The 25,765-nt window shown below is 64.0% G+C and carries 22 protein-coding genes and 2 tRNA genes; 7 read left to right on the top strand and 17 right to left on the bottom strand.

All coding sequences use genetic code 11. The features are described 5' to 3' along the window. Nucleotides 1-40: 40 nt before the first annotated feature. A complete protein-coding gene (locus LHJ54_RS03935) occupies nucleotides 41-835 on the bottom strand; it encodes a response regulator (RefSeq protein ID WP_228242628.1) in 795 nt (264 codons plus the stop codon). Between the two features lie 358 nt (nucleotides 836-1,193). After that, nucleotides 1,194-2,351: an N-acetyltransferase gene (locus LHJ54_RS03930; protein WP_228242627.1), complete on the bottom strand. Its 1,158-nt coding sequence runs from the start codon at nucleotides 2,349-2,351 to the stop codon at nucleotides 1,194-1,196. Nucleotides 2,352-2,547: 196 nt separating this feature from the next. Here LHJ54_RS03930 and LHJ54_RS03925 point away from each other — a divergent pair, with 196 nt between their 5' ends. Next, a complete protein-coding gene (locus LHJ54_RS03925; RefSeq protein ID WP_373457050.1) occupies nucleotides 2,548-3,633 on the top strand; it encodes a fatty acid desaturase in 1,086 nt (361 codons plus the stop codon). Between the two features lie 9 nt (nucleotides 3,634-3,642). On the opposite strand, the gene LHJ54_RS03920 is transcribed toward LHJ54_RS03925, so the two are convergent. The 7 genes from LHJ54_RS03920 to LHJ54_RS03890 form a co-directional block, all read right to left on the bottom strand. Next, complete coding sequence (locus LHJ54_RS03920) at nucleotides 3,643-3,906, bottom strand: hypothetical protein (RefSeq protein WP_228242626.1); 264 nt, start codon at nucleotides 3,904-3,906, stop codon at nucleotides 3,643-3,645. Between the two features lie 63 nt (nucleotides 3,907-3,969). Then, the gene (locus LHJ54_RS03915) at nucleotides 3,970-4,446 is read right to left on the bottom strand and encodes a GNAT family N-acetyltransferase (protein ID WP_228242625.1); all 477 of its coding nucleotides are present in this window, start codon (nucleotides 4,444-4,446) and stop codon (nucleotides 3,970-3,972) included. After that, nucleotides 4,443-5,543, bottom strand: a complete 1,101-nt coding sequence (gene lptG, locus LHJ54_RS03910; protein ID WP_228242624.1) for an LPS export ABC transporter permease LptG — start codon at nucleotides 5,541-5,543, stop codon at nucleotides 4,443-4,445. Before lptG ends, LHJ54_RS03915 begins: the two co-directional genes overlap by 4 nt. A gap of 9 nt (nucleotides 5,544-5,552) precedes the next feature. Next, complete coding sequence (locus tag LHJ54_RS03905; RefSeq protein WP_228244289.1) at nucleotides 5,553-6,797, bottom strand: LptF/LptG family permease; 1,245 nt, start codon at nucleotides 6,795-6,797, stop codon at nucleotides 5,553-5,555. Nucleotides 6,798-6,854: 57 nt separating this feature from the next. Beyond that, nucleotides 6,855-7,238 carry an ATP-dependent Clp protease adapter ClpS gene (gene clpS, locus LHJ54_RS03900; protein ID WP_228242623.1) on the bottom strand — a complete coding sequence of 128 codons (384 nt, stop codon included), beginning with the start codon at nucleotides 7,236-7,238 and terminating at the stop codon, nucleotides 6,855-6,857. Nucleotides 7,239-7,409: 171 nt separating this feature from the next. Further along, nucleotides 7,410-8,135, bottom strand: coding sequence for a phasin family protein (locus LHJ54_RS03895; protein WP_228242622.1), 726 nt, complete (start codon nucleotides 8,133-8,135; stop codon nucleotides 7,410-7,412). Between the two features lie 77 nt (nucleotides 8,136-8,212). After that, entirely contained in the window at nucleotides 8,213-10,009 is a 1,797-nt protein-coding gene (locus LHJ54_RS03890) for an alpha/beta hydrolase (protein ID WP_228242621.1), read from the bottom strand. A gap of 124 nt (nucleotides 10,010-10,133) precedes the next feature. Here LHJ54_RS03890 and LHJ54_RS03885 point away from each other — a divergent pair, with 124 nt between their 5' ends. The 5 genes from LHJ54_RS03885 to LHJ54_RS03865 all read left to right on the top strand — a co-directional run bounded on the left by LHJ54_RS03885 (nucleotide 10,134) and on the right by LHJ54_RS03865 (nucleotide 15,755). Further along, nucleotides 10,134-11,348, top strand: coding sequence for an LL-diaminopimelate aminotransferase (locus LHJ54_RS03885; RefSeq protein ID WP_228244288.1), 1,215 nt, complete (start codon nucleotides 10,134-10,136; stop codon nucleotides 11,346-11,348). Next, nucleotides 11,345-12,136 (top strand): crotonase/enoyl-CoA hydratase family protein, encoded by a 792-nt coding sequence (locus LHJ54_RS03880; RefSeq protein ID WP_228242620.1) that lies wholly within the window; start codon nucleotides 11,345-11,347, stop codon nucleotides 12,134-12,136. The genes LHJ54_RS03885 and LHJ54_RS03880 overlap by 4 nt, the downstream gene beginning before the upstream one ends. 226 nt (nucleotides 12,137-12,362) lie before the next feature. Then, nucleotides 12,363-15,377, top strand: coding sequence for a TonB-dependent siderophore receptor (locus tag LHJ54_RS03875; protein ID WP_228242619.1), 3,015 nt, complete (start codon nucleotides 12,363-12,365; stop codon nucleotides 15,375-15,377). Between the two features lie 157 nt (nucleotides 15,378-15,534). Beyond that, nucleotides 15,535-15,608: transfer RNA gene (locus LHJ54_RS03870), tRNA-Cys, on the top strand. Between the two features lie 71 nt (nucleotides 15,609-15,679). Then, nucleotides 15,680-15,755, top strand: a tRNA-Thr gene (locus LHJ54_RS03865). A gap of 184 nt (nucleotides 15,756-15,939) precedes the next feature. Here the strand turns inward: LHJ54_RS03865 and LHJ54_RS03860 are convergent. Then, the gene (locus LHJ54_RS03860) at nucleotides 15,940-16,224 is read right to left on the bottom strand and encodes a PhoD-like phosphatase N-terminal domain-containing protein (RefSeq protein WP_228242618.1); all 285 of its coding nucleotides are present in this window, start codon (nucleotides 16,222-16,224) and stop codon (nucleotides 15,940-15,942) included. 13 nt (nucleotides 16,225-16,237) lie between these two features. Then, entirely contained in the window at nucleotides 16,238-16,375 is a 138-nt protein-coding gene (locus LHJ54_RS03855; RefSeq protein WP_228242617.1) for a hypothetical protein, read from the bottom strand. Nucleotides 16,376-16,547: 172 nt separating this feature from the next. On the opposite strand from LHJ54_RS03855, the gene LHJ54_RS03850 reads away from it, so the two are divergent. Next, nucleotides 16,548-19,694, top strand: a complete 3,147-nt coding sequence (locus LHJ54_RS03850) for a helicase-related protein (RefSeq protein WP_228242616.1) — start codon at nucleotides 16,548-16,550, stop codon at nucleotides 19,692-19,694. Here LHJ54_RS03850 and LHJ54_RS03845 read toward each other — a convergent pair. From LHJ54_RS03845 to LHJ54_RS03820, 6 genes are read right to left on the bottom strand one after another with little or no spacing between them, the layout of a single operon-like run. Beyond that, on the bottom strand, nucleotides 19,691-20,428 hold the full coding sequence (locus LHJ54_RS03845) for a PIG-L deacetylase family protein (RefSeq protein WP_228242615.1): 738 nt from the start codon (nucleotides 20,426-20,428) through the stop codon (nucleotides 19,691-19,693). The genes LHJ54_RS03850 and LHJ54_RS03845 overlap by 4 nt on opposite strands. Further along, nucleotides 20,425-21,639, bottom strand: coding sequence for a glycosyltransferase family 4 protein (locus tag LHJ54_RS03840; protein ID WP_228242614.1), 1,215 nt, complete (start codon nucleotides 21,637-21,639; stop codon nucleotides 20,425-20,427). Before LHJ54_RS03840 ends, LHJ54_RS03845 begins: the two co-directional genes overlap by 4 nt. Further along, a complete protein-coding gene (locus LHJ54_RS03835) occupies nucleotides 21,636-22,469 on the bottom strand; it encodes a sugar phosphate isomerase/epimerase (protein ID WP_228242613.1) in 834 nt (277 codons plus the stop codon). The genes LHJ54_RS03840 and LHJ54_RS03835 overlap by 4 nt, the downstream gene beginning before the upstream one ends. Continuing rightward, nucleotides 22,466-23,968, bottom strand: coding sequence for a YcaO-like family protein (locus LHJ54_RS03830; RefSeq protein ID WP_228242612.1), 1,503 nt, complete (start codon nucleotides 23,966-23,968; stop codon nucleotides 22,466-22,468). The genes LHJ54_RS03835 and LHJ54_RS03830 overlap by 4 nt, the downstream gene beginning before the upstream one ends. Next, entirely contained in the window at nucleotides 23,965-24,780 is an 816-nt protein-coding gene (locus tag LHJ54_RS03825; protein WP_228242611.1) for a hypothetical protein, read from the bottom strand. The genes LHJ54_RS03830 and LHJ54_RS03825 overlap by 4 nt, the downstream gene beginning before the upstream one ends. Next, complete coding sequence (locus LHJ54_RS03820) at nucleotides 24,771-25,763, bottom strand: Gfo/Idh/MocA family protein (RefSeq protein WP_228242610.1); 993 nt, start codon at nucleotides 25,761-25,763, stop codon at nucleotides 24,771-24,773. Before LHJ54_RS03820 ends, LHJ54_RS03825 begins: the two co-directional genes overlap by 10 nt. Nucleotides 25,764-25,765 lie beyond the last annotated feature (2 nt).

Below are 25,765 nucleotides of genomic sequence, written 5' to 3'. Positions count from 1 at the left end.
GCAACGACGTCTGTGCGCCGCCCGCCCGCTGCCGCCATACTCAATCCAGCGGACGGCTGGACCCGAAGAACAACGCCTGGCTGATCGCAGCGCGGACGGTCTGTTCCTGGAAAGGCTTGGTGACGAGGTAAGTCGGTTCCGGCCGGTCGCCCGTGAGCAGCCGTTCCGGATAGGCCGTGATGAAGATCACGGGCACACTGTCGATCGCAAGAATGTCGTCAACTGCATCCAGACCGGACGAACCATCGGCCAGCTGGATGTCGGCCAGCACCAGTCCCGGAGTCTGCTCGGCAACCACCTCCTGCGCCTGGGTGCGAGTGGCGGCGGTGCCGCAGATCTCGTGACCCAGCGAGCGGACGAGATCTTCAAGCTGCATGGAAATGAGCGGCTCGTCTTCGATGATGAGGACGCTGGTCGTGGACTCGCGGTCTATTTCGGCCACGGCTTCCTGAACCAGCTGCTCCACCTCGGCTTCTGGCATGTCCATGATTTCCGCCGCTTCGGCGACCGAGAAGTCTTCGAGCGTGGTCAGAAGCAGGGCCTGCCGATTGAGCGGTGTCACGGATTTCAGCCGGTTCTGGGCCGCAGCCTCGTGCTCCGACGAGGGTGTCTCAGCATCGTTCACTTCCATGTACGCGCTTGACCAGACCTTGTTGAACGCACGGTAAAGCGGAACACGTCCGCCTTCCAGCGATCGCTTCACACCTTCGTCGGCCAGCGCGGCTTCCAACGTGGCGCGAACAAACGCGTCACCCGTCGTCTGAGACCCGGTCAGGGCGCGCGCATACCGTCTCAAATAGGGCAAGTAACGGGCAATCTGGTCACCTAGGGACATATATCAATCCTGCTAGAACTTAGAATGATGAGTGGCAGAACACGGCAGCCGGGACGCTGCCGCCAGGCCAGTGAGTTGCTGACGTCTATTGGAGATGGCACAGCGTTTTCGCAAGAACACTTTGCTTCGGCAACTCCTGGCGCAGGTTCCTTTGCGCCTCCCAATCTTCAAACATCCGGGGCCAAAAAAAGTTTCTGTCAACGGGAACTCCCGCCACGGCGCAGCATTTCCTTTTTGTCACCGCCGAGACCCCCCTCCCGTCCAAGCGGCCGGTGATACGATCCCGAAAGGCCTTCGCTCTTGACTGAGCGGAGGCCTTTTTTCTCTGAAGCCGCATTGTGCCCGAAGCCGGCGTGGATCACAGCGGCTTTGCAAAGATCATGTATTCCCGGTTGATCCGGCTTTCTATGGCGTTGGCGATGGCGATCATGCCCTGATTGTCATCGAGGATCCAGCCGATTTCCCCCCGCTCCGCCCCGAACTTTGTCACAGCGGCCCGGCGGATGAACTCGATCATCATGAAGGCCAGCTGACTGGCCAGGCGGGTGTTCTGATGTTCCTTGACAACCCCCATCAGCGGCACGCGCATGGTGCGCGCCCGCGGATGCTTCAGCCAGCGTAGCAGGCGCACCCATCCCAGCGGGAACAGCCGCCCTTTGATGACGGCCAGCGCCTCGTTCATATCGGGGAAGGTCAGCATGAAGGCAACCGGCCGACCATCTAGCTCCGCGATACGCACCAGTTCGGGCTGCACCAGCGGCTTGAGCTTTTTGGCGGCGTGCGCGATTTCCCTGTCGGTGAAGGGGATGAATCCCCAATTGTCCGACCATGCGTTGTTCAGGATCTGAAGAATGATCCGCACGTCGCCATCGTAATCGAGCCGGCCCGCTTCCCGGATGGCGATCCGCCCGTTCCGTTCGCCCGACTGGACTATCCGTCGGATCAGCGGCGGAAACTCCTGCTTGATGTCCAGCTCGTAGGTGACGAGCGACTTGACGGGGGAATAGCCCGCCCCTTCGATCCACGCGCGGTAATGCGCGGGATGATGTCCCATCATCACCGTGGGCGCGTGGTCCTGCCCCTGCACCAGCAGGCCGGGCTCCTCCCACACGGACAGGGAAATCGGACCCAACACGCGCGACATGCCACGCTCGCGCAGCCACGCTTCGGCCGTTTGGAGAAGGGCGCGAGCAACCGCCTCGTCCGCTGCGTCGAAGTAGCCGAACAGTCCCGTGCCCGGCCCGAACCCCTGCACGGCCGGCATCTGCAGCGCGAGGTGGTCGATATGCGCAGAAATGCGTCCGACATCCTCGCCGTCGCTCGTGGCGATGAACAGTTGGACCTCCGCATGATCGAAGAACGGGTTCTTCCGCGGATCGACGAGTTCCAGCTGTTCCGAGCGAAGCTGCGGCACGTAGTGCGGCACCCGGCTGGCGAACGCACGCCCAAGGTCAACGAAGCGGGTGCGCCCGGCCTTGTCGCAGACGGCCACGATGCTTACATTCCGATCTGTCACAAGGAGTTCCCGTTCAGCCTGGCGCAGGTATTGTCCTGCCACTCCTGCGTAGGCGCCGCCACTCCTGTCAAGCGGCCGGCCGCACTCTCGCCCTGATCGACGGTATTCAGGCGAGATGTTAGATCGGACTGATCGGAACCGCGCGTTTGCACGGAGCGGACTGGGTAGGGTAAGAGACTGATCCGGAAATTGTCTTATGAATATGCAGCAAACCTTTGACGCCCCGGTGGTGACCCCGTTGCGGCCCGTTCGGACCGACTTCCGCCTGTCTGACGACAAGGCCATGCTGCGTGCTGCGCGCGATCTTACAAAGGACATAGCCGAGGCGAGGCCCGCGGTTTACTGGGGAGACATGCTTGGCTCGGCAGCGGTGGGTTATCCCGCGCTTGCCGGGGCGATCGTGGCCGGAAGCGTGCCGCTCGCCCTTGTTCTGGGTGTGGTGGCGGCGCTGGCGCTATACCGTGCCCTGCTGTTCATCCACGAAGTGTCGCACATGCGCCGGGACGCGCTCCCCGGCTTTCGGACAGCGTGGAATGTGCTGGTCGGCATCCCGCTCCTCACCCCATCGTTCATGTACGAAGGGGTGCACACCTTGCATCACAAGCGAACGCAGTACGGCACCGCGGAAGACCCCGAATATCTGCCGCTGGCACTGATGAAGCCGTGGAGCCTGCCGCTGTTCGTGGCCGTGGCGATGCTGGCGCCGATCGCCCTGTTGTTCCGCTTCGCTGTGCTGGTGCCGCTGGGCGCGGTAATCCCGGCCGTGCGGCGCGTGACATGGGGGCGCTTTTCGGCTCTCGCCATCAACCCGGCGTTTCGCCGCCGTCCGGTAGAGGGCGAGCTGAAGCGGCGGGTCCTGTGGCAGGAAGCGGGCGGCTTCATGTGGTCGTGGGTGCTGATCGGCAGTATCATCGCCGTGGGCTGGAAACCGTTTCTGACCGCTCTGGCGGTGCTGTCGGTCACGGCGACGCTCAACCAGTTGCGCACCCTGGTTGCTCATTTGTGGGAGAACGAGGGTGAACCGATGACTGTGACCGCACAGTTCCTCGACAGCGTGAACGTGCCACCGCCCGGCTTCATTGCGGAAATCTGGGCGCCGGTTGGACTGCGCTATCACGCGCTGCATCACCTGATGCCGTCGATGCCCTATCACTCCCTTCCCGAAGCGCATCGGCGGCTCAAGCGGGAGCTGGGAACTAACTCGACGTACGACGGGGCGAACCACCCCGGCATGACCTACCTGGTCGGTCGCATCGCGCGCAGTACGATGGTCTCGCGCTAGAGGCTTTCTTTAATCGCGCACCTCGGCCGTGGACCCTTCCCTTGGAGAAGCATCCCCGCGGCCGGCTGCGGCCTGTTCGCCCGAACCGCCGGCGATTGAGGTATTGACCGGTGCAGGCCCCGCTTCGGCGTTGCCGCCGGGAACGGGATTGGTCGACGCCTCTTCAAACGATGTGTCCACCGGTCCCGGCGGCGGCGCTTCGCCTCCCTGACCGCAGGAGACAAGCGTTGCGGCGGCAAAAGACAGCAGAAACAGGTTCACACGAGGAGTCATCGGCAGCAGTCCTTTGATCTGTTGCACTCACGACGTCTCAGGCGCGCCGGCGTTCCGCCGGAACTAGCCTAGGAAACGAATCATGGGGACGCGGCTGCCATGCTGTCCACTGGCCTCCACTTGCGTCCGGATCAGCGTGCCGAGACGTGGATGGCTGGCGGCATCCACCTCCGCGAAGCCCAGCCCGGTGCGCAACGCCCGCTCCCAGAAAGTGTCGCGGCGGGCCGTCACGGTCAGGGCCGCAAAACCGCTGGCGCGGGCGTCCACCAGCGCTGCTCGCAGAAGATGCGAACCGATGCCGGCTCGCTGCCGCTCTGGCCGTACAGCCAGTGCCCAGACATGCACTTCCCGCCCGAACGCTTCGCAGACGACAAAGCCCAGGAGGCGACCGGATTCCTCCACGACGAGGCTGCGCCCCTTGCGGATCAGTTCGGCGTAGCCGACCTCCGCCGGCGCGCAGTGGCTGTCTGCTTCATGCGCGATTTCGCACAGGACAGCGGCATCGGATAAACGCGCCAGCCGCAGGCGCCGGTGGCTCACTCCTCCGTCCTGATAAGGACCGTCTCTCCGATCAGGGCAAACAGGAAGAAGGGCAGCCAGGCCGCAAGGAAAGGCGGATAACCGCCGAAGCTGCCCATCGCCAGCGCCAGATTGTCGAACACGAAATAGGCAAAGCCCAGTGCCATGCCGATGATCGCCCGCACGAACAGCTTGCCCGATCGCGCAAGCCCGAAGGCGGCGATCGCTCCCAGAAGCGGCATGAGCACGGCCGACAGGGGTCCGGACAGCTTGTGCCACCGGTTCGCCTCCAGTTCGGCGGTTCTGCGCCCGGCGGCGCGGTATTCGTCGATGATCGGGCCGAGGCTGGCGAACGTCTCCGCCGCCGGATCGACCCGTTCCAGACGGAATGCGGTCGGCTCGATGTTCTCGCCGACGATCGTGCTGGCAAGCTGCGCCGTGTCGGCAGTCTGGACGGAGAACACCCTGGCATTCGACAGCCGCCAGCCAGGCGCTGCATAGCTGGCCGCAGGCGCGGTGATCTGCTCCGCAATCTGGCCTTGCGGAGTGATCCTGTACCACGCCACGTCGGTAAGCTGGGTATCTGCCCCATAGCCTGCGACCGTCCCCGCCTTGAGCACGTTCAGACCGTCGCTCAGGAACACGTTGGCGCGCACGTCGCTGCCGGGCGGAACGGGTCTGAAATCGTTTCCCTGCCACGCGGACAGGGCGCCGGTGGCCCGCGTCACGATCCTTTCGTTGAAGGCAAAACTCAGGCCGGACACGACCAGAGCGGTCAAGATCAGCGGAGCCAGAACCTGATGAGCGGACATGCCGGCCGCCTTCATCGAGATCACTTCGCTGTTCTGGTTGAGAGTGAGCAGGGTGATGATGGTAGCCAATAGGACCGAATATGGCAGAAAGGTCTGCACCAGCTGGGGCAGGCGCAGGGACACATACGTCAGCAGCTGGGCCTGTCCGTTGCCCGGTACCGCCAGGATGTCGCCGCTCCTCGCCAGGAGGTCCAGCATCATCAGCACGAGCACCAGCATAATCAGCACTGCCATGATCCGGGCGAAAAACAGCCGGGCCAGGTACAGCGTCAGCGTGCGCGATGGGAAGAAGTCGAGGTTCGGCACGCCCGCCCGCTATTCCGCCACTGCCGGGGTCGGTACGGGCGGCATCATCCGGGCCCGCCGCCGCTTGGAAAGCTTGCCCAGCCGCTTGCCGATCTTCGCGGCGGCTGCCTCCAGAGCGCCGATGGCCTGCCCGCCGGGGACGTAGGCGACGCGGTAATACATCCACACGATCAGCGCAGCGAAAACGAAGAACGGCGTCCACAAGGCGATAACCGGATCGACCATGCCCAGCGCCGCGATATCTTCGGCATATTGGTTTATCTTGTGGTAGGCGACTACCATCACGATCGATACGAACACGCCCAGCGCGCTGGTTGATCGCTTGGGCGGGATGGCCAACGACACCGCCAGCAGCGGCAGCAACAGCATCATGACCACTTCGACCAGCCGGAAGTTGAACGATGCGCGGGTCGCGTCCTGCTGCGGCTGAGGCGTGGTGTCGGCCCAGCCGATCCGCAGAAGTTCGGGCAGGATGTATTCGTTCTCAGAGTCGCCCCTTTCGCGGAACCGTTCCAGCGCGGGCAGGTCGATGGGCAGATCGTTCTGCGCGAACGACAGTACCCGGGGTTCGGTGCCCACCCGGTCCGGCCCTGTATCCTGCACGATTACGCCGTTGCGAAGCCTGAGGATGATGGTGTTGGGGTTCTCCGCGTTGGCCAGAAAACGTCCTTCTTCCGCCGAGATGGACAGCACCTGGCCGCGTTCGTTCGCCACCCGCGCGAAGATCCCCACCAGGCGGCGCCCGCTATCCTCGCTTTCCTCGATCCGCAGGGCCATGCGGTCGCCAAGGCTGTTGAACTCTCCCACCTTGATCGATGCGCCGAGCGCACCGCTTTTCAGCTCGAAGTCGAGCTGGGAATAAACGTAACGGCCGATCGGCTGGAGGTAGAAGACCAGCGCGATGTTCACCGCGATCAGCGCCAGCGTGATGAGGTACGGCACGCGCAGCAGTCGGTTGTAGGACAATCCCACCGCCCGCATCACGTCGAGTTCACTGCTGGTCGCCAGCTTGCGGAACGCCAGCAGGATGCCGAGCATGAGACCCAGCGGAATGGCCAGGCTGGCATATTCGGGCACCAGCGTCAGCAACATGGTGAAGACCACTTTGACCGGCCCGCCCTCGGTGGTGACGAACTGGAACAGGCGCAGCATCTTGTCCAGCAGCAAAAGCGTCGCCGCCAGCGCGAACACTCCCAGCATGGGGAACACTACCAGCCGAAATATATATCGATCGATGGCGGGAATGAATTTCAGCACGGCGATGAGCGGCCTAGAGCAGGCGCCGCCGCTTTGCCAGCAGGGCCGTGCGCCTCAGGCCTTTTCGAGCGTGCATTGAAGCGGGTGCTGATTCTGGCGGGCGAAATCCATCACCTGGTTGACCTTGGTTTCAGCAACCTCGTAGGTGAAAACTCCGCAGACCCCGACACCTTTCTGGTGAACGTGGAGCATGACCTGGGTTGCTTCCTCCAGATCCATGCGAAAGAAGCGCTTCAGAACCAGGACGACGAATTCCATCGGGGTGTAATCATCGTTCAGCATCAGCACGCGGTACTGGCTGGGTTTCTTGGACTTGGCGCGCGTCTTGGTCGCGACCCCGATCTGCGGCCCGTCCGGCCGATTGCCGCCTTTGTCGGGTCCCGCGCAGCGTAGCGGGGATGCGTTCGACAGTGCAAAAGGGCGGGGACCGGTCATCATCACCGTCAATATGTATCGGGACCGCTTTCTGCAAGGTGAGCCAACCGCGTCATTATACAGCTCGCCAAGACACGACCTTTCGCGGCCGATGCCGGAAACGCAGAACGGGCCAGACAGCGCGCTGCCCGGCCCGTTCCACCAGATCTCCGGCTGTCGCCGGCGGACGTATCCTTATGCCGCCTTGGAGAACTTCTCCACCGCTACGCTCAGCCGGCTCGACATCGGCGCAAATGCGTCGTTGGCGAGCTTGAGGAACGTCTCGGTATTGCGCGAAGCCTGCTTGATGAACGCATCCATGTTGCGCTGTGCAAGTTCGCCCTGGAGCTGCAGCAACTCAGTCGGAGACTTCACCGCTGCCAGTCGCTTGGCCCCTTCGGTCATGCCTTCAACCGCAGTGCGGGTTTCTTCCAGCGTCGAGCGGCCAATGTCCTGCAAGCCGGTGGCCCACACGCGGCCTGCCTCGACCAGCGCCTCAGCGTTGCCGCGGGTGAATTCCGTCACGTCGGATGCCAGTTCGGTCGACCGCTGGTAGAAAGCCTGTGCCCGGTCCTGCATCGTGGCCGTCATGTCGTTCAAGCCGTTGGCCTGTTCGTTATTGCTGTTCATGTCGTTCATGGTTTCTGCCTTTTCTGTAGAGTTCGTTTCGCGCTGGAAGACCGTCGGAGAGCCGGTGACCTCAGCGGCCTTCTTCGGCTTGCCGCCAGACTGCCTGCCTGTCTTGACCTGCTTGGGCGGGCCATTCCGGCCCGGACGTGGGGACTTTTCCGGCTTGCCCGCTGCCTTGTCGGTGACAGCGACGTCACCGCTTTCCGCCCCGTGGCCGATCGCTTGCGCGATGGCGCTCAGATCGGGCCCTTTGCCAGCCTGCTCGTCGTGTTCGCTGTTCTCGTCAGCCATGCCAACCTCATATTGCTGCGGTGCACAATATAGGTAGTCAGAAAGGCCGGTGCAAGAATTTTTGTGCAGCGCACAAATCAGCGTGTCTGGACGTAGATGCCGGGCGCGTCCTCGATCACATCGTCGCCATCGCTCCCGGGCCTGCGTTTGCCTGTTGCCTCCACCATCTGCGGCGCGTGAGTGCGCAGCCACTTGATCCAGTCCGGCCACCAGCTTCCCGGGTGCTCGGTCGCTTGCTCCTGAAAAGCGGCAAGCGACGGCGCAGGTTCGTCGTATGTCCAGTACTGGTATTTACGGGCATCCGGCGGATTGACCACGCCCGCGATGTGGCCCGATCCGGCAAGCACGAACCTGACCGGACCCTTGAACTGCTCCGTCATCTTCCACACGCTTGCGGCAGGCGCGATATGGTCCTCCTTGCCAGCCTGGATGTAAACCGGCGTCGTTACCTTCGACAGGTCTATCGCCACTCCATCGACGACCAGTGATCCCCGCTTCACCAGCCGATTGTCGCGGTACAGGTCGCGCAGGTAGGACTGGTGCCACTTGGCGGGAAGGTTCGTCACATCTCCGTTCCAGTGCAGCAGGTCGAAGGCTGGGTACTCCTCGCCCAGCAGGTAATTGTTCAGCACATAGTTCCAGATGAGGTCGGTGCCCCGCAACAGGTTGAAGGTCGCGGCCATGTACCGCCCATCGAGATATCCGTCCGGCGTCAGCGCCTCCAGCGCGGCGAGTTGCTGGTCATCGACAAAGTTCAGCAGCTCGCCAGCCTCGGAAAAGTCCACCTGAGCGGTGAAGAAGGTGGCGCTCTGCACCTTTTCCGCCTCCTCGCGTGTCGCCATGACCGCGAGTGTCGCAGCAAGGGTGGTCCCGGCTACGCAATAGCCGATCGTGTGCACCGCCTCGACCCCCAGACGCTGCCGCACATGATCGATCGCTTCGGTCTGGGCGCGGATGTAATCGTCCCACTCTATGTCCTTCAGCGACGCATCGGCCGACTTCCAGCTGACCATGAACACGGTCAGCCCCTGCTGGACCGCCCATCGCACGAAGCTCTTCTTGGGATTGAGGTCGAGAATGTAGAAGCGGTTGATCCACGGCGGAAAGATGACGAGCGGCACCTCCAGCACTTCGTCAGTGGTCGGCGAATACTGGATGAGTTGATAGAGTTCGGTCTGGTGGATCACCTTGCCGGGCGTCACCGCGATGTTCTCGCCCAGCCGGAATGCATCGGGATCGGTATGCGTCAGCTGCCCGCGCCGCAGATCGTTCAGCAGGTGTTCCATCCCCTTGACCAGATTCGCGCCGCCGGTTTCGGCCGTGCGTTGCAGCACCACCGGGTTCAGCCACGGAACGTTCGCGGGACTGGCTGCGTCGTTCACCGCCCTGGTGAAGAAGCGCATCTGTTCCTTCAGCTTGGGCGGCACGTTCTCCTGCGCCTCGACCATGGCGGCGAGCTGCTCGGTGAGGAGCAGATACGTCTGGTGGATCAGGACAAAAGCCGGGTTTTCCCGCCACTCCTCGGCGGCAAAGCGCTTGTCCGCGCGGGGCAGGTCGCCGGCGGAACCGCCCAGAACCTGCTGCCACAGGACAAGCCCGTCTTCCCACAACGCCTTCTGCCGTTCCGGATCAAGCATCGGCCATTGCAGCAACGCCGTCTGCTGCCACTGCAGCCACTGCGCCGGGTCGCCCCAGGATTGCGCAGCCCCCTGTTCGGCCTGGAAGTCCAGCCACATCCGCTGCATGCGCAGCGCGGTTGTCATGAGCCCGCCCTGCTCCGGCTGCACGGCCAGCGGCGCCAGCATCGCGCGCGCGAGCTTGGCCTGCGCTTCCCACATGTTGGTGAACGGGTCGGGTGTATCTTCCTCAGCCATGCCGGTTCCTCGCGCAGTCATGTCATCCTAACGGTTGTCCTGCGGGTTTGCACCACGCAAACGTTTGCCGCCGCCATCCCGCTCGATTAGGGTCGCTGCCTTTCGCGCAGATTGGGACATGGCAATGCCCGAAGAATTCTACCGCATGAAGCGCCTGCCGCCTTATGTCATCGCGGAAGTGAACGCGATGCGGGCCGCCGCACGTTCGGCCGGACGTGACATCATCGACCTTGGCATGGGCAATCCCGATCTTCCCCCGCCTCCGCACGTCCTCGCCAAGCTGGCGGAGGTGGCCGCCAAGGCCGATGCGCATGGCTATTCGCAGTCGCGCGGCATTCCCGGTCTGCGCAAGGCACAGGCGAACTATTACCGCCGCCGGTTCGGGGTTGAGGTGGACGCCGAAAGCGAGGTCATCGTCACCATGGGTTCCAAGGAAGGGTTGGCCAGTCTCGCCACCGCGATAACCGCCCCCGGCGACGTGGTGCTGGCGCCCAACCCATCCTATCCCATTCACACCTTCGGCTTCATCATCGCGGGCGCGACGATCCGTTCCGTCCCGACCACTCCCGACGCACGTTACTGGCGGGCGCTGGAGGCAGCGATGAGCTTCACCGTGCCCCGACCCACGGTTCTGATCGTCAATTATCCGTCCAACCCCACGGCGGAGGTAGTGGATCTCCATTTCTATGAAGAACTGGTCCGCTGGGCAAAGGCCAACGAGGTGTGGGTGCTGTCCGACCTTGCCTATTCGGAACTGTATTTCAACGGCAGGCCCACCCCGTCAATCCTGCAGGTTGAAGGCGCGAAGGATGTGGCGGTGGAATTCACCTCGCTGTCCAAAACCTATTCCATGGCTGGTTGGCGGATCGGCTTCGCGGTGGGCAACAGACGCCTGATCGCCGCGCTGACGCGGGTGAAATCCTATCTCGACTATGGCGCGTTCACCCCTGTTCAGGCGGCAGCCTGTGCCGCGCTGAACTGCCCGCAAGACATCGTGGAGGACAATCGGCGCCTCTACCACAAGCGGCGCGACGTGCTGGTGGAAGCGTTCGGCCGGGCCGGCTGGGACATTCCGCCGCCTCCCGCCTCCATGTTCGCGTGGGCGCCTCTGCCGCCCGTACTGCGGGACCTGGGCAGCCTCCAGTTTTCCAAGGAGCTGCTCGCCGAAGCGGGCGTCGCGGTCGCGCCCGGCGTGGGTTACGGCGAGGATGGCGAGGGGTTCGTGCGGATCGCGCTGGTGGAAAACGAGCAGCGGCTGCGTCAGGCGGCGCGTTCGGTGAAGCGGTTCCTGCGAAACCGCGGGATCAACACGGGTGGACAAAGGAGAGCGGCGGAATGAACGAGGATCGGGTCAGCCTGACTATAGCCGATGGCATTGCGCACGTCCGGCTGAACCGGCCGGACAAGATGAACGCGCTCGATCCGGCGATGTTCGATGCCATCATCGCCGCGGGCGCACAGCTGCGCGAGGCCAGCGGCGTGCGCGCGGTCGTCCTGTCGGGGGCGGGGCGCAGCTTCTGCGCTGGGCTGGATACCGCCAGCTTCGCGGCCGCGCCCGATCCGGCGCAGCCGCCACTGGCTAAGCGCACCCACGGCAACGCCAACCGGTACCAGGAAGTGGCAATGACCTGGGCCAAATGCCCGGTGCCGGTGATCGCCGCCATTCATGGAGTATGTTTCGGCGGCGGGCTGCAGATTGCCAGCGGCGCCGACATCCGCGTCTGCACACCCGACGCGCGCCTCGCAATCATGGAGATGAAATGGGGGCTGGTCCCCGACATGGGCGGTTTTGCGCTGTGGCGCGGGCTGGTGCGACCGGATGTGCTGCGCGAACTGGTTTACACCAATCGCGAAATGACGGGGGAGGAGGCGCTCTCGGCAGGACTGGTGACACAGCTGGCCACCGACCCGCTGGCCTGCGCGATGCAGCTTGCGCAGGTGATCGCCGCGCGCAATCCCGCCGCCATTCGTCAGGCCAAACGCCTGTTCGCCGCCATGCCGGACGAGGACACCGACGCACTGCTCCAACTGGAAAGCGAGGCGCAGGCGCAGGTGATCCGCCAGCCGAACCAGATCGAGGCGGTGATGGCAGGGCTTGAGCGGCGGCAGCCGATATTCACCGATTAGCGCGCCCACCGCAGGCCCGGCGGGCGAGATAAACGGTTGGCCCAAGTTTGCAGCACTGGCAAATGAGCAGCAGCCATGCTGCTGTTGCCAATTTAAGACAGCCTGGACAAAATCTGTCGCGGCGTAACCGCGCAACTTGCAGCCGCTGAGGGGCAGGAGCAAGAGCGTTAACCCATTCTGGCCAGCCAGTGGTCGGAAGATCAGAAGTTTTGGAGGCAAATTTCTCATGCGCCGGTCAGCGAAAGCACCCTACGGTAAACTCACACTGCTACTAGGTGCCGGAGCCATCGCCCTCGCCGTCGCGATGCCCGGCAGCGCAGCCGCACAGGATGCGGCGCTTCCTGACGCCGCCCAGGATGAGGACGAGGACGTCATCTTCGTGACCGGCACGCGCATAACGCGGCCAGAGGCGGCAACGGCAACTCCGGTGGTCGCGATCACGGCAGAAAACATCGAGCAGTCCGGTGTGACCAACCTCACTGAACTGCTGGCGCAGACACCTGCCCTGTTCAACTCGGAAACCAATTTCGATGCCGCCGGCTCTCAGGCGCGGACGGGGGCTGCGGGGGTCAACCTGCTGAACCTGCGCAACCTGGGCGCCAACCGAACGCTGGTGCTGGTGAACGGGCGCCGCCATGTTGCCGGCGTTTCGGGCGAAGCCGCCGTTGATATCAACACCATTCCGGTCGGATTGATCGAGCGGGTGGACGTGCTGACGGGGGGCGTGTCCTCAGTTTATGGTGCGGACGGTGTGTCCGGCGTTGTGAACTTTATCACCAAACAGGACTTTGAGGGCATCGACGTGCGCGGGCAGGCCGGCATCTCGGACTTCGGCGATGCGGAAACCCTGTTCCTCTCGGCGACGGTTGGCCGCAACTTCGCTGATAACCGGGGCAACTTTGCCCTCTCCTATGAATTCCGCGACAGCGGCCGGGTCGGCTTCGGTGATCGTCCGAATGGTCGTTACGAGGCTGACACGCTGGTCCGAAACCCGGACGATATCCCGGATGACCCGAACATCCCGGATAACATCTTCCTCAACCGGATCGGCTATTCCGACAGTTCGCCCGCAGGAGCGCTGGTGATCGACAACAGTTTCGTTCCCCGGTTCAAGGGCGCGGGTCAGCCGTTCGACGGCGGCCGATTCCTGCCGCAATCGGGCTTCCTTGCCCAAGGCGGCGACAACACCCCCGTGAACGACTACCAAGGCGACCTTCAGGCAGCGACGCAGCACCATTCCTTCAATGCCTTCTTCAACTACGAACTGACCGGCGGCATCCGCTTCTTCGCGGAAGGCAAGTACGTGAAGAGCGAAAACTTCACGATCGCCCAACCTTCCTTCGACTTCTTCACCTTCGTGTCGCAGGACAACCCGTTCATCCCGGCAAACGTCCGCGCCGCGGGGCTGGACGACTTCGGCGGTCTGCTGTTCAACCGCGACAACTTTGATTTCGGGACCCGCGACGAGATCTTTGAGCGGGATCTCTATCGGACCGTGGTCGGTTTGAGCGGCGACATCAGCGAAAATGTCCGGTTCGAGGCCAGCTACGTCTACGGCCGCAACGAAACCGACTACACCTCCACCAACCAGCGGATCGAGGATCGCTATTTCGCCGCTCTCGATGCAGTTGACGAAGGCGAATTCCGGACCGGGGTGCCCAACGGCGTGATCAACTGCCGCGTCAACCTTGACGGCGGGGCGATCGCGGATGCAGGCAACTTCAACTATGGCGAAGCGCCGCAGACCTTTACTCCGGGTCAGTGCGTCCCGCTCAACATCTTTGGCGAAGGGGTTGCCAGCGCCGAGGCTCTGAACTTCATCCTGACCGATACGCGCAACCAGTACACCATCCAGCAGCACGTCGCCAACGCGTTCATCGCCGGTGACTTCGGCGGGCTGTTCGCACTCCCGGGTGGCCCGGTAAATTTCGCGTTCGGGGCAGAATACCGCAAGGAGCAGAGCGATTTCCGGCCTGACGCCATCTCCACCCAAGTCACAACCTTCGATCCCAACACGGGGGTTCTTGCAGATCTCGCGCTGCTTGGCCCGGAGCGGGGCCAATTCGACGTGTGGGAGGTGTTCGGAGAGTTGAACGTACCGCTCCTGTCAGACACACCGTTCTTCCAGCTTCTGGAGTTCACGGTAGCGGGGCGGTATTCCGATTACTCGACCGTCGGCAGCACGGAAGCTTGGTCGGTGAACGGCCAGTGGGCACCTGTCCGTGATGTCCGGTTCCGGGGCGGCTACTCGGAATCGGTGCGGGCGCCGAACATCACGGAACTGTTTGCTCCGCGCAGCGGAACCTTCGCCTTCCTGTCCGACCCGTGCAGTCCAGTGAACATCAACCAGGGCACCGAGTTCCGTGCGGCCAATTGCGAGGCGCTGATCACCGGTCTTGGCGCGAACTTCGCCACCTTCGACTTCGACAGCGACATCGCGTCCAGCGCCAGCCTCGAAGGCATCTTCGCAGGCAATCCCGACCTGTCGGAGGAATCTGCGAAAACCTGGACAGCCGGCGTGATCCTGCAGCCGCGGTTCCTGCCCCGGTTGACCATTACTGCCGACTGGTTCGACATTCGCCTGACCGATGCGGTGCGCACGCCGACCTTGTCGGAAACGGCGCAATTCTGCGTCGACTCCGCTTCGCTGGACAATGTGTTCTGCGATTCGATCACCCGTGCAACGGGAACCGGGTTCGTGACCAGCTATGTGCTGGGGCCGCAGAATGTCGCCTTTATCGAAACTGCCGGAGCCGACATAACCGTCAACTACGGCTTTACGCCGGGCAACGGCAGCTTTGGCAGCTTCAACCTGCGTGCCAATGTCGGGTATCTCGACAAGTTCGAGTTTCTCCCGGCGAACGGCGGCATTGTCGACGATGAACGCGGCGAGATCGGCTTCCCCAAATGGGTCGGCACCGCTGACGTTACGTGGCAGCTCGACAATGTGGTCCTCAATTACGGGGTCCAGTATATCGGGCAGCAGCTGCGCTTCGAACAAGACGAAATCGCCGGCGATCCGGACATAGCCGCGCCGGAGTTTCTCGCCCTGAACCAACGGTTCGTTCACGACATCCGGGCCGAGTTCCGTACGGATGATGAACGCGCCGGGTTCTTCGTGGGCGTGAACAACTTTACCAACGAGTTGCCCGATCGGGGGCTCAGCAACGCGCCAACAGGCTGGCTGGGGCGTTTCTTCTACGCCGGGTTTCGCATCAACACCGACCGGCTGGGCTTCTAGAAGATAGCTTCCCGGTCTCATGAAGGCGTCACTGGACGGTAGTCGGTGACGCCTTCTTTGCGCCAGCACCAGTGCAGGTCGGCCGCAGCTTCAACCCGTGGAAGACGGATTGCGCTGACCAGCCCGACGCGCTAACGGGCACAGCTTGCCACACGGCGGCCCGATGGCGGAGTGGTTACGCAGAGGACTGCAAATCCTTGCACGCCGGTTCGATTCCGGCTCGGGCCTCCACTTCGCCGGACGATCGTGACGCCGATTTGTCGTTGCGAAGAACCGCCCCTGCGGTTAGGGGGCGGGCCAGTGCCGCTTTAGCTCAGCCGGTAGAGCACATCATTCGTAATGATGGGGTCAGGTGTTCGAGTCACCTAAGCGGCACCACCCATTCCCCAAGTCGCCGCCTCATGCCGCTGCTTCCGTTCAGCGGCGCGCGGAGCCCGCAGTTCCGGAGCATTGGGCGGTGCGACGCTAGAACAGTGAGGTCGTGAGACGCACGGCACGGCGGCATCTGCTGCGCTATGCGGGCAATATCTCAAGCGGCTCCTTCGCCGAGCTCATGCCTTCCCTATTCAGCCGAAGCCGAAGAGGACCCGCTGCTGCGCACGGCGGGGCCGCCCGGCCGGGCTGATACGATCCACCGGACCGGCACGTCTGCCGACCGGGCTGCATCTACGCTCACCCTCGTCCAGATGACTGCGCCGTCCGCCGCCGGATCGCCGCTGGCCACGCCATGTTCGAAGCGGACCGGCAGGGTGCTTTCGCCGACGGTGGCGCAGCCGGGAAGGGCGAGGGCGGTGGAGGCGCTAAACAGCTCAAGAACCTTGCGCCGGTTCAGCGTCATTTGCTGCATGGATCGAACTCCGTCACTGGCCGATGCGGGCCGCCAGTTGGATACCATAGAACCGTGGTTCGGCGGGAATGAATGTCGGAATGCCAAAGGCGCCACCCCGCCATTCGAACCGGCAATCACCGGTCGGCCTTCTGGTGCTCAGCAGTTGCATGGCGGTACTCCGGCACGCCGGCGCCATGCGGGGCCGGACAGCACAGCGTGTCCGCATCGGGAAGATATGAACCGGTCCAATCGATCGGGGAACACCATTGGCCCTTTGGTCTTTTCTCTGCGCGACGGGCCAATACTCTGGCACTGACGCATTGCGAGAAGGTGGCCAGACATTGCCTGAGACAAGTGACGTGAACGCCGCGGTGAGCGGCATGGGCGCAAAAGTGCTGCGCATCATGCGCAGCATGGGCAATGGGCCGGTGCTCTACCTGTGTGATGACGACGCCGAGGCCGAAGGTCTTGCGGCGGTTGTCGCCGCACTGCTGGCGGATGCGGCAGTTGTCCATTTACCCGCGAGCGACACGCTGCCGGGCGATGACGCGCCGGCGTCGCCGGCTAACGTCGGCCACCGGGTCGCCGCACTGCGGCGGCTGCGCAGGCTTTCATGCGAGGGCAGGCTTGACGATACCATCGTCGTGACCACGGGGGAAGCCGCCGGGCGGCGCTATCTCGCCCCGGAAGCGTTCGATGCACAACCTCCGGGCATCGGCGTGGGGGACCCCATCGATCCCGACCAGTTCCGCGAGGAAGCAGTCGCTCTGGGATATTTTGAGGACAACCGCGTGGATGAGCCTGGCGAGATCGCCATCCGCGGCGAAGTCATCGACCTTTATCCCGCAGACGCCGGTGGTCCAGTGCGGATCGACCTCGCCGAAGGCCAGATCGCGGCGATCCATCAGTTCGATGGCGTCACCCAGCTGCGCGGCGAAGAATGCAAGTCCGTCGAGATTGGCCGCGCGGTAGAGCCGGACGGCGACGCGTCGGCCACCCTGCTCGATCATATGACACCCGGAACCCTGCTGCTGTCGCCCAAGGCGGAACACCGCAGAGCGCGGTTCGTGCAGCTTGCCGGCCGCGCGGCGAAGGATGCGGGGAGCAGCCTCGACGCTGTCGACGATGCCCGTTGGCAGGCGGCTTCAGAGCGCTGGCGATGCGAAGGCGACGTCGCGCGCGTCGGTCCAGAGAGCATCCCGCGCTTCGCCGAAGCGAGGTCGCCAGCGCGGGCGGCAAGGCGCTTTTTAGAGGCGGAACGCGCGGCCGGACGCAGCATCGCTCTGGCGGGCAGCAGGCGCGACCTGCGATTCCTCCGCAGCCGCCTGGGCGACACATTCGCGGTCGTCGAGGATTGCGAGAGCCTGCGCGCCGTAGCCGAGCAAGGCAAGGAGGGGATCGTGTTCCTGTGCGCCCCTCTCGATCGAGGCGCACGCGACACAAGTGTCACGCTCGTCGCGGCGGCGGATATTCTCGGAACGCGGGCACTGCTGGATCCCGGCCCGTCCGCCGCCCGTCAGGTGGGCCTTGCTGGCGTGGACCTGCGCCTGGGCGACCTGGTGATCCACGAGAATCATGGCTTTGCCAGCGTGGTTGGACTGGAACCAGAGCCAGGAGCGGAAACGGGCGAGGTGATCGCGCTTGAATACGCAGACGGAGCGCGGCGGCTTGTGCCGGTCAGCGATGCCGGTCTGCTGTGGCGCTATGGCGGCGATGCCGAAAGCGTGAAGCGCGACAAGCTCGACGGTACCGGATGGGACAACCGCCGCGCGAAGATCGACCAGGCCATCGCGGAAACTGCAACCTCGCTCATCGCGCTGGCGGAAGAACGGGCCAAGCTGTCTGCACCTGCGATGAACCCCGATGCCGCCGCATACGAGCGCTTTGTCTCGGGCTTTCCCCACAACGAAACCTCCGATCAGGCGCGTGCCATTGCGGAGGTGCGCGATGATCTTGCTTCGGGCAAGCCGATGGAACGGCTGGTCATCGGGGATGTCGGCTATGGCAAGACGGAAGTGGCGCTTCGCGCCGCGGCAATCGCGGCTTTGTCGGGGTATCAGGTGATCGTGGCCGCACCGACTACCGTGCTGGCGCGTCAGCATCTCGAAGAATTCACCCGCCGCTTCGCGGACACCGGCATTGCGGTCGCCGGACTTTCCCGGCTGACGAGCGCAGCGGAAAAGAAGGCGGTGATGGCCGGGCTGGCAGACGGATCGGTCGGCATCGTGGTCGGCACTGCGGCGGTTGTCGGCAAATCGGTTCGCTATGCCAGGCTGGGTCTTGTCATCATCGACGAGGAGCAGCGCTTTGGCGCGGCGGACAAGGCCAGGTTGCGCCAGGCGGCCGACGTCCATCTCCTGGTGATGAGCGCGACACCGATCCCGCGCACCCTGCACCGGGCGATGATCGGCCTGCAACAGGTTTCCGTCATCGCCACGCCGCCCGCCCGCCGGCAACCGATCCGCACCATCATCAGCGACATCGACGATCCGGCGATCAGTCTTGCGCTGCGGCGGGAAAAGATGCGCAAGGGGCAAAGCTTCGTCGTTGTGCCGCGGATCGCCGATCTCGCCGAGATGCGCGAACGCCTGGAACGGCTTGCACCCGATCTCTCGCTGGTCGAAGTGCATGGCAAGATGCCGGCTGCCGAACTGGACGAGGCGATGGTCCGCTTCGCCGGCGGAACGGGCGACATTCTGCTCGCCACGAACATCATCGAAACCGGGCTTGATGTGCCGCGGGCAAACACGATGGTCATCTGGCGATCGGATCGGTTTGGCTTGGCGCAGCTTCATCAACTGCGCGGCCGGGTGGGGCGCGGGCGGCGGCGCGGGCAGGTGATTCTGACCACTGCGGACGAGACGGTGTCGCTCGCCACGCAGAAGCGCCTGCGCACGCTGGAGACCTTCGATCAGCTCGGCTCCGGCTTTTCCATCGCTGGCGCCGATCTGGACCAGCGGGGAGGCGGGGACATCCTGAGCGATGCGCAGGCAGGGCACATGAAATTGATCGGTGCCGAGCTCTACCAGCACCTGCTTGCCGGCGCGTTGCGCCGCGCGCGCGGCGAAGCGCAGCAGGAATGGCATCCTGAAATCCGCACCGGTACGACCGGAGCATTCCCGTCCGACTGGATCCCCGAAGATGAGGTGCGACTAAATCTCTACATCCGCCTCGCCCGCCTTCGCGAGCGGGCCGAACTCGAGGCTTTCGAGGCGGAACTGGTCGACCGGTTCGGGCCGCTACCGGACCCTGCACAGTCGCTGATCGACCGGGCTGTGCTGACGATACTCGCCTTGGAGACAGGTATCCGCAGCGTGAATGCCGGGCCCAAGGCTATCGCGCTTACTCCGGCAACAGCGGACGGGGAGGCCTTGCAGGCGGCCGGGCTCGTCGCGAGTGACGACCGGTGGCTGATGAGCCCGGAAGAACCTTTTGCCGAGCCGGCCCGCGCGGCGATAGCGGTTCTCGAGACCTTGGCGGATGGCTAGGCGGGCAGCGGGTCCGGCCTAGCGGGATGGGTGCCGCTGCCTTGAAACGCCGAGGTGAAACCCTCGCAGTTCCACCGGGATAGTTTCTGCGCGGCCTCTTCGGTGGAACCGAACTGAAAATCGAGTTGGCTCTTGTAGCAAAGAACGCCGCGAAGCTTGGCCTGTGCAGCCGCGTCGTCGAGTTGGCGCCGTTCAATGTCGGATGGCGCCGTCTCACGGTTCATCGCGTAGGGAAAATCTTCCCACCAGATCAGATGAGCGGCGAGACGAAGGCTTGTGATCGCCTTTCTCACCACTTCGTGATCGACGTGGTTTCCAACGCCATAAGGCGCGTAGATGATTGTTGGAGCGAGCCGTTCGATCTCGCGCGCGAGAGCCTGGGCGAGAGGGTCGCCAACCTGGTCCTCTACAGGATTGTGTCCGGCGAAAAGTGCGTCTTTATTGTCATAGCCCCGGTGCGGCGCTTCCAGAAACGGAAGATGAACGGGATTGGCTCCGATCGCCTCGCAGGCCGCCTCGTCCTCCTTCCTGCGTACCAGCATGTAGTCGACGTCGGGCGACAATCCCTTGTCCAGCTGACAGGCGAGCGCAAAGCCGGTAGGCCGTGCGACGTTGCCGGTGAAGCAGGTCAGCACGGTGACGCCATCACCCATCCTTGCGTGCTGCGAAAGCGTGCCGCCTGCCGAAAATACCGCATCATCCAGATGCGGAGAGATCGCCAGAACGCGGGTCACAACAGATGCGGCTCGGCGCGGAACCGGCAGCCGCGATCAATGGGCAGGTCGGGATCGAACCGGCGCGGCGGCCCGCTCGCCGCGACATGGCGATAGATGTCGACGATCATTTTGCCGACCACGTCCCAGCTGTACGTGGTCCGGCATTCGGATAGTGCGGCAGCCGCCAGTCGCGCACGTTCCGCGCGGTCGTCGACCAGACGTTGCAGCGCCGCCGCCTGCGCCGAAACATCTGCGGGCTCGACGAGCAGGCCGTTCTCCCGGTCGCGCAAGCAGTCCGTTACGCCCACGGCGCGGCAGGAAACGATCGCCAGACCGCTCGCCATGGCCTCGAGGATGGTGTTCGAAAACCCTTCGCCATAGGTCGGCGAGGCGAAGATGTGATGGTCGCGATAGATCCCGGGCACATCGGCATAGTCGGCATAGCCGGAAAAGCTGATCCGGCCGCCAAGCCCGGCTGCGTCGACGCTGTCCTGCGCCGCCTGGAGATCCGGCCCGATGCCGGAGATCGTTGCCCGCCATCTGCCCGTCAGCAGACTGCACGCCGCCACGAAATCGAGCACGCCTTTGCGGCGATCCACTCTCCCGTGATAGAGGATGCGTGCTGGTTGGTTAAGCGCCTGCGGTTCCCCAGGTCCGAAGCGGTCGGTGTCTACCGCGCCAGGCACAAAGGTGAAGCGTGTCAGCCTGGTGCCAAGCCGCTCGTGGACTTCCCGCGCGAAGCTGTCTCCGCCGATCAGGACGGCATTGGCGTTGTCGAGCACGCGGACCATGGCTAGCCGATGGGTTTCGCAGCATGAGCCCACCCAATGTCCGTCACCGCCCTGAATGGAAACGACCACCGGCAGGCCGAGCCGTTGGCCGGCAATCAGCGCCGCCCAACCGGTAGGATAGCCATATTGCGCATGGAGAATATCGAACGGCTGCTCGGTATGCAGGCGCGCGATGGTGTCAGCCATGGTCGCCACGTCACGCTCGAACGCGCCGCCATCCTGCTCGCCCACCTGTTCGAGGCCGATCACGGTCACGCCGGGTACGTCCGGCGGGGGACCTCCGCCATAGACGCCGCGGCCGAAGGCATCACCGCGATACTGGCTGATCATCGTCACGTCGTGGCCGCGTTCGACCAGCTGGCGAAGCAGATTGATGGCATAGATCGACATGCCGCTGATCGCGGGAAAGAACCGGCGGCTGACGAAGCAGATCCTCATACCGGGGCGTGCTGCTCGAGATAGGCGATGCTGTCCGGGATGGCCCGGTGCGCCTGGGGACTCTCGCGCGACAGCTCGACAGAAACCAGCCTGTCGAACCCCGTTTCGTGCAGCGCCGCCAGCACACTTGGAACGTCCATGTCGCCCTCGCCGAAGGGCAGGTGGACGTGAACACCGATTTTCATGTCCTCAATGGCGACCGTCCCGAGGTGGTCGGCGTATCGGCGCACGGCAAAGGCTGGATCGATATCCTGGCTGACGAGACAATGGCCGGTGTCGAGCGCAAGCTTGAGGCGCGGATGGCGGTCATGCAGCGCTTCCCATTCGCCGCATGTTTCGATGAGCATGCCCGGTTCTGGCTCAAAGGCGGCATCTATCCCGGCAAGTTGGGCATGGTCGAGCACGCGCTCCAGCCCCTCGTGCAGCCAGTGCATCGCCTCTTCGTGGCCGACGCCCGGTTGCGGCACTCCGGCCCAGAAGCTGACCGCGTCGGCCTGCCAGATTGCACCGATGTCGAGCGCGCGGCAGAGGAATTGGATCCTGCGGGCGCGTCCATCCGCTTCGGGCGATATCAGGGTCGGCTCGTGCTTGGCGCGCGGATCGAGCAGGAAGCGCGCACCGGTCTCGACAATTGCGCCAAGACCCAGATCGCCCAGCAAGCGGCCGATCCGCTCCGCCTCCTGGCGCCAATCGGGAGCGAGCGGATCGCAGTGATGGTGGTCGAGCGTAATTGCCGCCCCCTGATATCCGCTGTCCGCGATCAGACGCAGGGCGTCGTCGAGCCGGTGATTGGCCGCGCCGTTGGTGTTGTAGGCGTATCGCAGCGTCATGCCGCGTGTGTCCGCGCAGCGGCGGCGGCATGATGCGCTTCGGGTTCGCGATACAGCGGGTAGAGCGGGCCAACGATGGCATCCGCGCGGGCCGTGTCAAAAAACGGCTGGCCACCCAGCCGCTCGATCGCTTCGGGTGTCAGTCGCACTGGTTCGCGGCCGGGTCCGGGTTCAAAGCCGATCAGGTCGCTGTCCATGGCCAGCAATTTTGCCGCGCCGCGTTCTCCGATCCGGTAATAGCTCATCGTCTCAACCTCCATCCCCGGCACGATCAGCTTGACGGTTGTTACCGGGCAGTTGTCCGGGGTCATATCGACGTACAGCGGGTCAAATCCCGCCTCCGTCACCCGCGCCAGCGCAATCCGTCCCCGATCGCGCGGGTCGGGACATGGCGTGTGCGGCAGATCCGAAAAGCGCTTCAAGCTGTTTTCAGCGAGCATGTTGGGCTCAAGCCAGCTGCGCAGATCAGCCGCGCTCCGGGCCTGCCAGCCTATCATCGCGTCGAGAGCACGCCGGTCCGAGCTTTTGGCCGCCCCGCCGCTTTGCGCCAGGAAGCGGTCCACGTAACCCGCGGGGCTGAGCCTGCGGGTCTGCCGGTCGTCTCCATGAGCATAGGCCTTGCGTGCACGGCTTGCGGCATATTCGGTGAGCGCCTTTTCCACGGCGGCACAGGCGTCGGGATGTGCGGCCTCTCCGCAGCTTGACACCATGATCGGTTCGGCGGGATCGCCTTGCTCGTCCACCCCGACGCAATAGATGTTGGGGATGCCGAACTCGTCGGTCGCGAATTTGAGGATCGGCCGAATGCCCGCTTGGTGGTAGCGATGGAGCAGGGTTTCGATGGCGGGGGACGCGTGTTCCGGCAGGTCGAGCGCGATGCCACGGTCGAGCGCGCGGAATAGCAGGCCATTCCCGTCCCGCTGGAGGATTTCGCACAATCCGTGGCCGACCGCCCAGTCGTGATCCGGTCCTGCTCCCATGCCGTTGGAGATGATGGTGGTGAAGGGCTGGTAGTCGTGTGAAAGCTCGGCCGAATTGTAGGCGGCAAGATCGATCGGGACCAGGACAGAGGAGCCATCGGCGTGGCGGATAGCCTCCACCCACTCAAGCGGCGTTTCGCGATCAACGGGCGATCCCGCCGGCAGGCACAGGGTCAGGGGGTCGGCAACGCTGCGCTCGCCCAGACCAGCGACCAGCTCCGTATAGGAGCCGCGGGTTTTCGTGCGCTGAGAAAGTGAAAGGGCGGGAAAGCACATCTCGGCGATCTCACCCATGGCGCCCAGTATCGCCTGTCCTTCGTCCGCACCGTAGCCGACGCCATAGGGCATGACACCTTCGAGCCGCGGCTCGTCTTGAGGAAACAGCGCCACTATCCACACCGGAATACCCACGCGATCAATCGGGTCGATGGGAAAGGCAACGATGTCGCCCTTCGGAAAAGCATCGAGATAGCGGAGCGCGGCGTCGGGCAGATCAGATGGCAGGCCGGTGCGGTTCACAAGGGATATCTCCTGACCTCTGGAGGATGCGACAGGGCCTGATCCAGAACGGCGAGCGCTCTGTCGCGGCCGATCTCAGGGGCGTATTCGAACGGGGTAAGCACGGCGTCGAAGCCGAGCGGCGCGATCACGTCGCGATACCGGGCAAGTTCACCATGGGTCAGCGGAATGTTCTTGTGGAACGCCTTGTGGCTGGAGACGTGGGTAGATCGCCCGTCCGTGTTCTGATCGATTTTGAACATGTCGCCGCAGAACAGCCGGCCTCCTTGCGCATCGTGCAGCGCGGCTTGTCCGGCATAATGTCCACCGACGTGATGCAAGGTGTAGCCGGGCGCAAGTTCCAGGGTGTCGTCGAACGGCGCCGTGACTCGGAACGCTTTCGTATAGGCGAGATCGTCCTTGTGGATGGCCACGACGGGGGGCGCAAATTCGCGCTGCAGCTGGAACAGCGCGCCATAGCCATGCGGATGGCTTGCGGCCAGCCACGCAATCCCGCCGAGATCGGCGATCTTGTCGAGCATGTCGGGCGAGTAATGAGGCGCAGCCTCGAAAGCGATATTTCCCGCTTGCGTCACGATCAGCCAACCGGTGCCGCCCAGGCCCAGATGAGGGGTGGTGGTAAAAGCCCACAGATTATCGGCCACCTCGCGAAAGCTTCCCCAATGCGTTGCAGCCACGTCGCGCTCGGGCAGGAAGCGCCACCCATCTTCGGGCAAGTCGTTGCGCACGTCGCTGCATACGGGGCAGTCGGGCGGCGAGAAATGCTGCTGCCAGAAGCCGCAATTGGCGCAGGCGAAATGGTTCAAAGGCATGCTTGCGCCTCCCGGTATGCAGCAAAGAAACGCCGCGCGGCGTGAACGTCGCGGTCGATGGAAAAGCTTCCGCTGCCCGCGCGCACCTGCGCCGTGAAGGCCGCCGCCTGTGCGGCGAATGGACTGAGGCTGGTGTCAAAAAGGAGCAATTCGTGCCGGCCGTCCCGCGCATCGATACGGGTGGCGTGGCCACCAGCCTCCTGCCCCATCGTATCGCTCGCGACGATCAACCCTCTGGTCCCGGCGATTTCGAGACGCCGGCGAGGCAATGGCTCCGGCCAGTTGTAGGACGTGTGGCTGGAGAACAGCACCCCCGAAGCGGTCCGCCCGTGGACCATTCCGCCATCTTCGACCGGATAATCGTGCACGCGGCGCTGGAGGGTAATTGCAATGTCCTCTATAGGCTCGCCAAGCAGGAAATGCGCGAGGTCCAGACCGTGCGGGGCGAGGTCGAGCACCGCACCGCCGCCCGCACAGCCGGCATCCGCGCGCCAGTTCGCGCCGGTGCCGCGGTTCCAGTCGGGATCGACCCAGCAGCAATAAACGATGCGCACCGCCGTCACCATGCCAAGGTCTCCCGCCGCAATCCGGTCGCGCACCGCCACATGGGCAGGATGGTGGCGTTGATCGAAGGCGACGCCGAGCGGTGCGCGGTAGCCCGCAACCCGATCTGCAATCCGCTCCACGGCTGCGCCATCCTGCGCCAGAGGCTTCTCGCACAATATCGGCAGGCCGGAAGCGAGCGCACCATCAAGGGCTTCTTCGTGGCGATTGTTGGGCGCGGCGATGTAAAGCGCGTCGAGACCGCCCGCCTCGAGCATGGAGCTGACCTCGCCATAGGCCCGCGCCCCATCGCGCTCGGCGATTTCACGGGCCGCGGCGGACGGATCGCAGACGGCGGCGACGGTTCCGCCGGCCGCACAGATGCCCGGCGCCATGTAATCGCGCGCGACCCAGCCATAGCCAATGATGCCCCAGCGCATCG

The sequence above is a fragment of the Porphyrobacter sp. GA68 genome, assembly GCF_022605525.1.
Lineage (GTDB): Bacteria > Pseudomonadota > Alphaproteobacteria > Sphingomonadales > Sphingomonadaceae > Qipengyuania_B.
The sequence above is the reverse complement of the archived record's forward strand: the minus strand, read 5'-3'. Positions and strand labels throughout refer to the sequence as shown.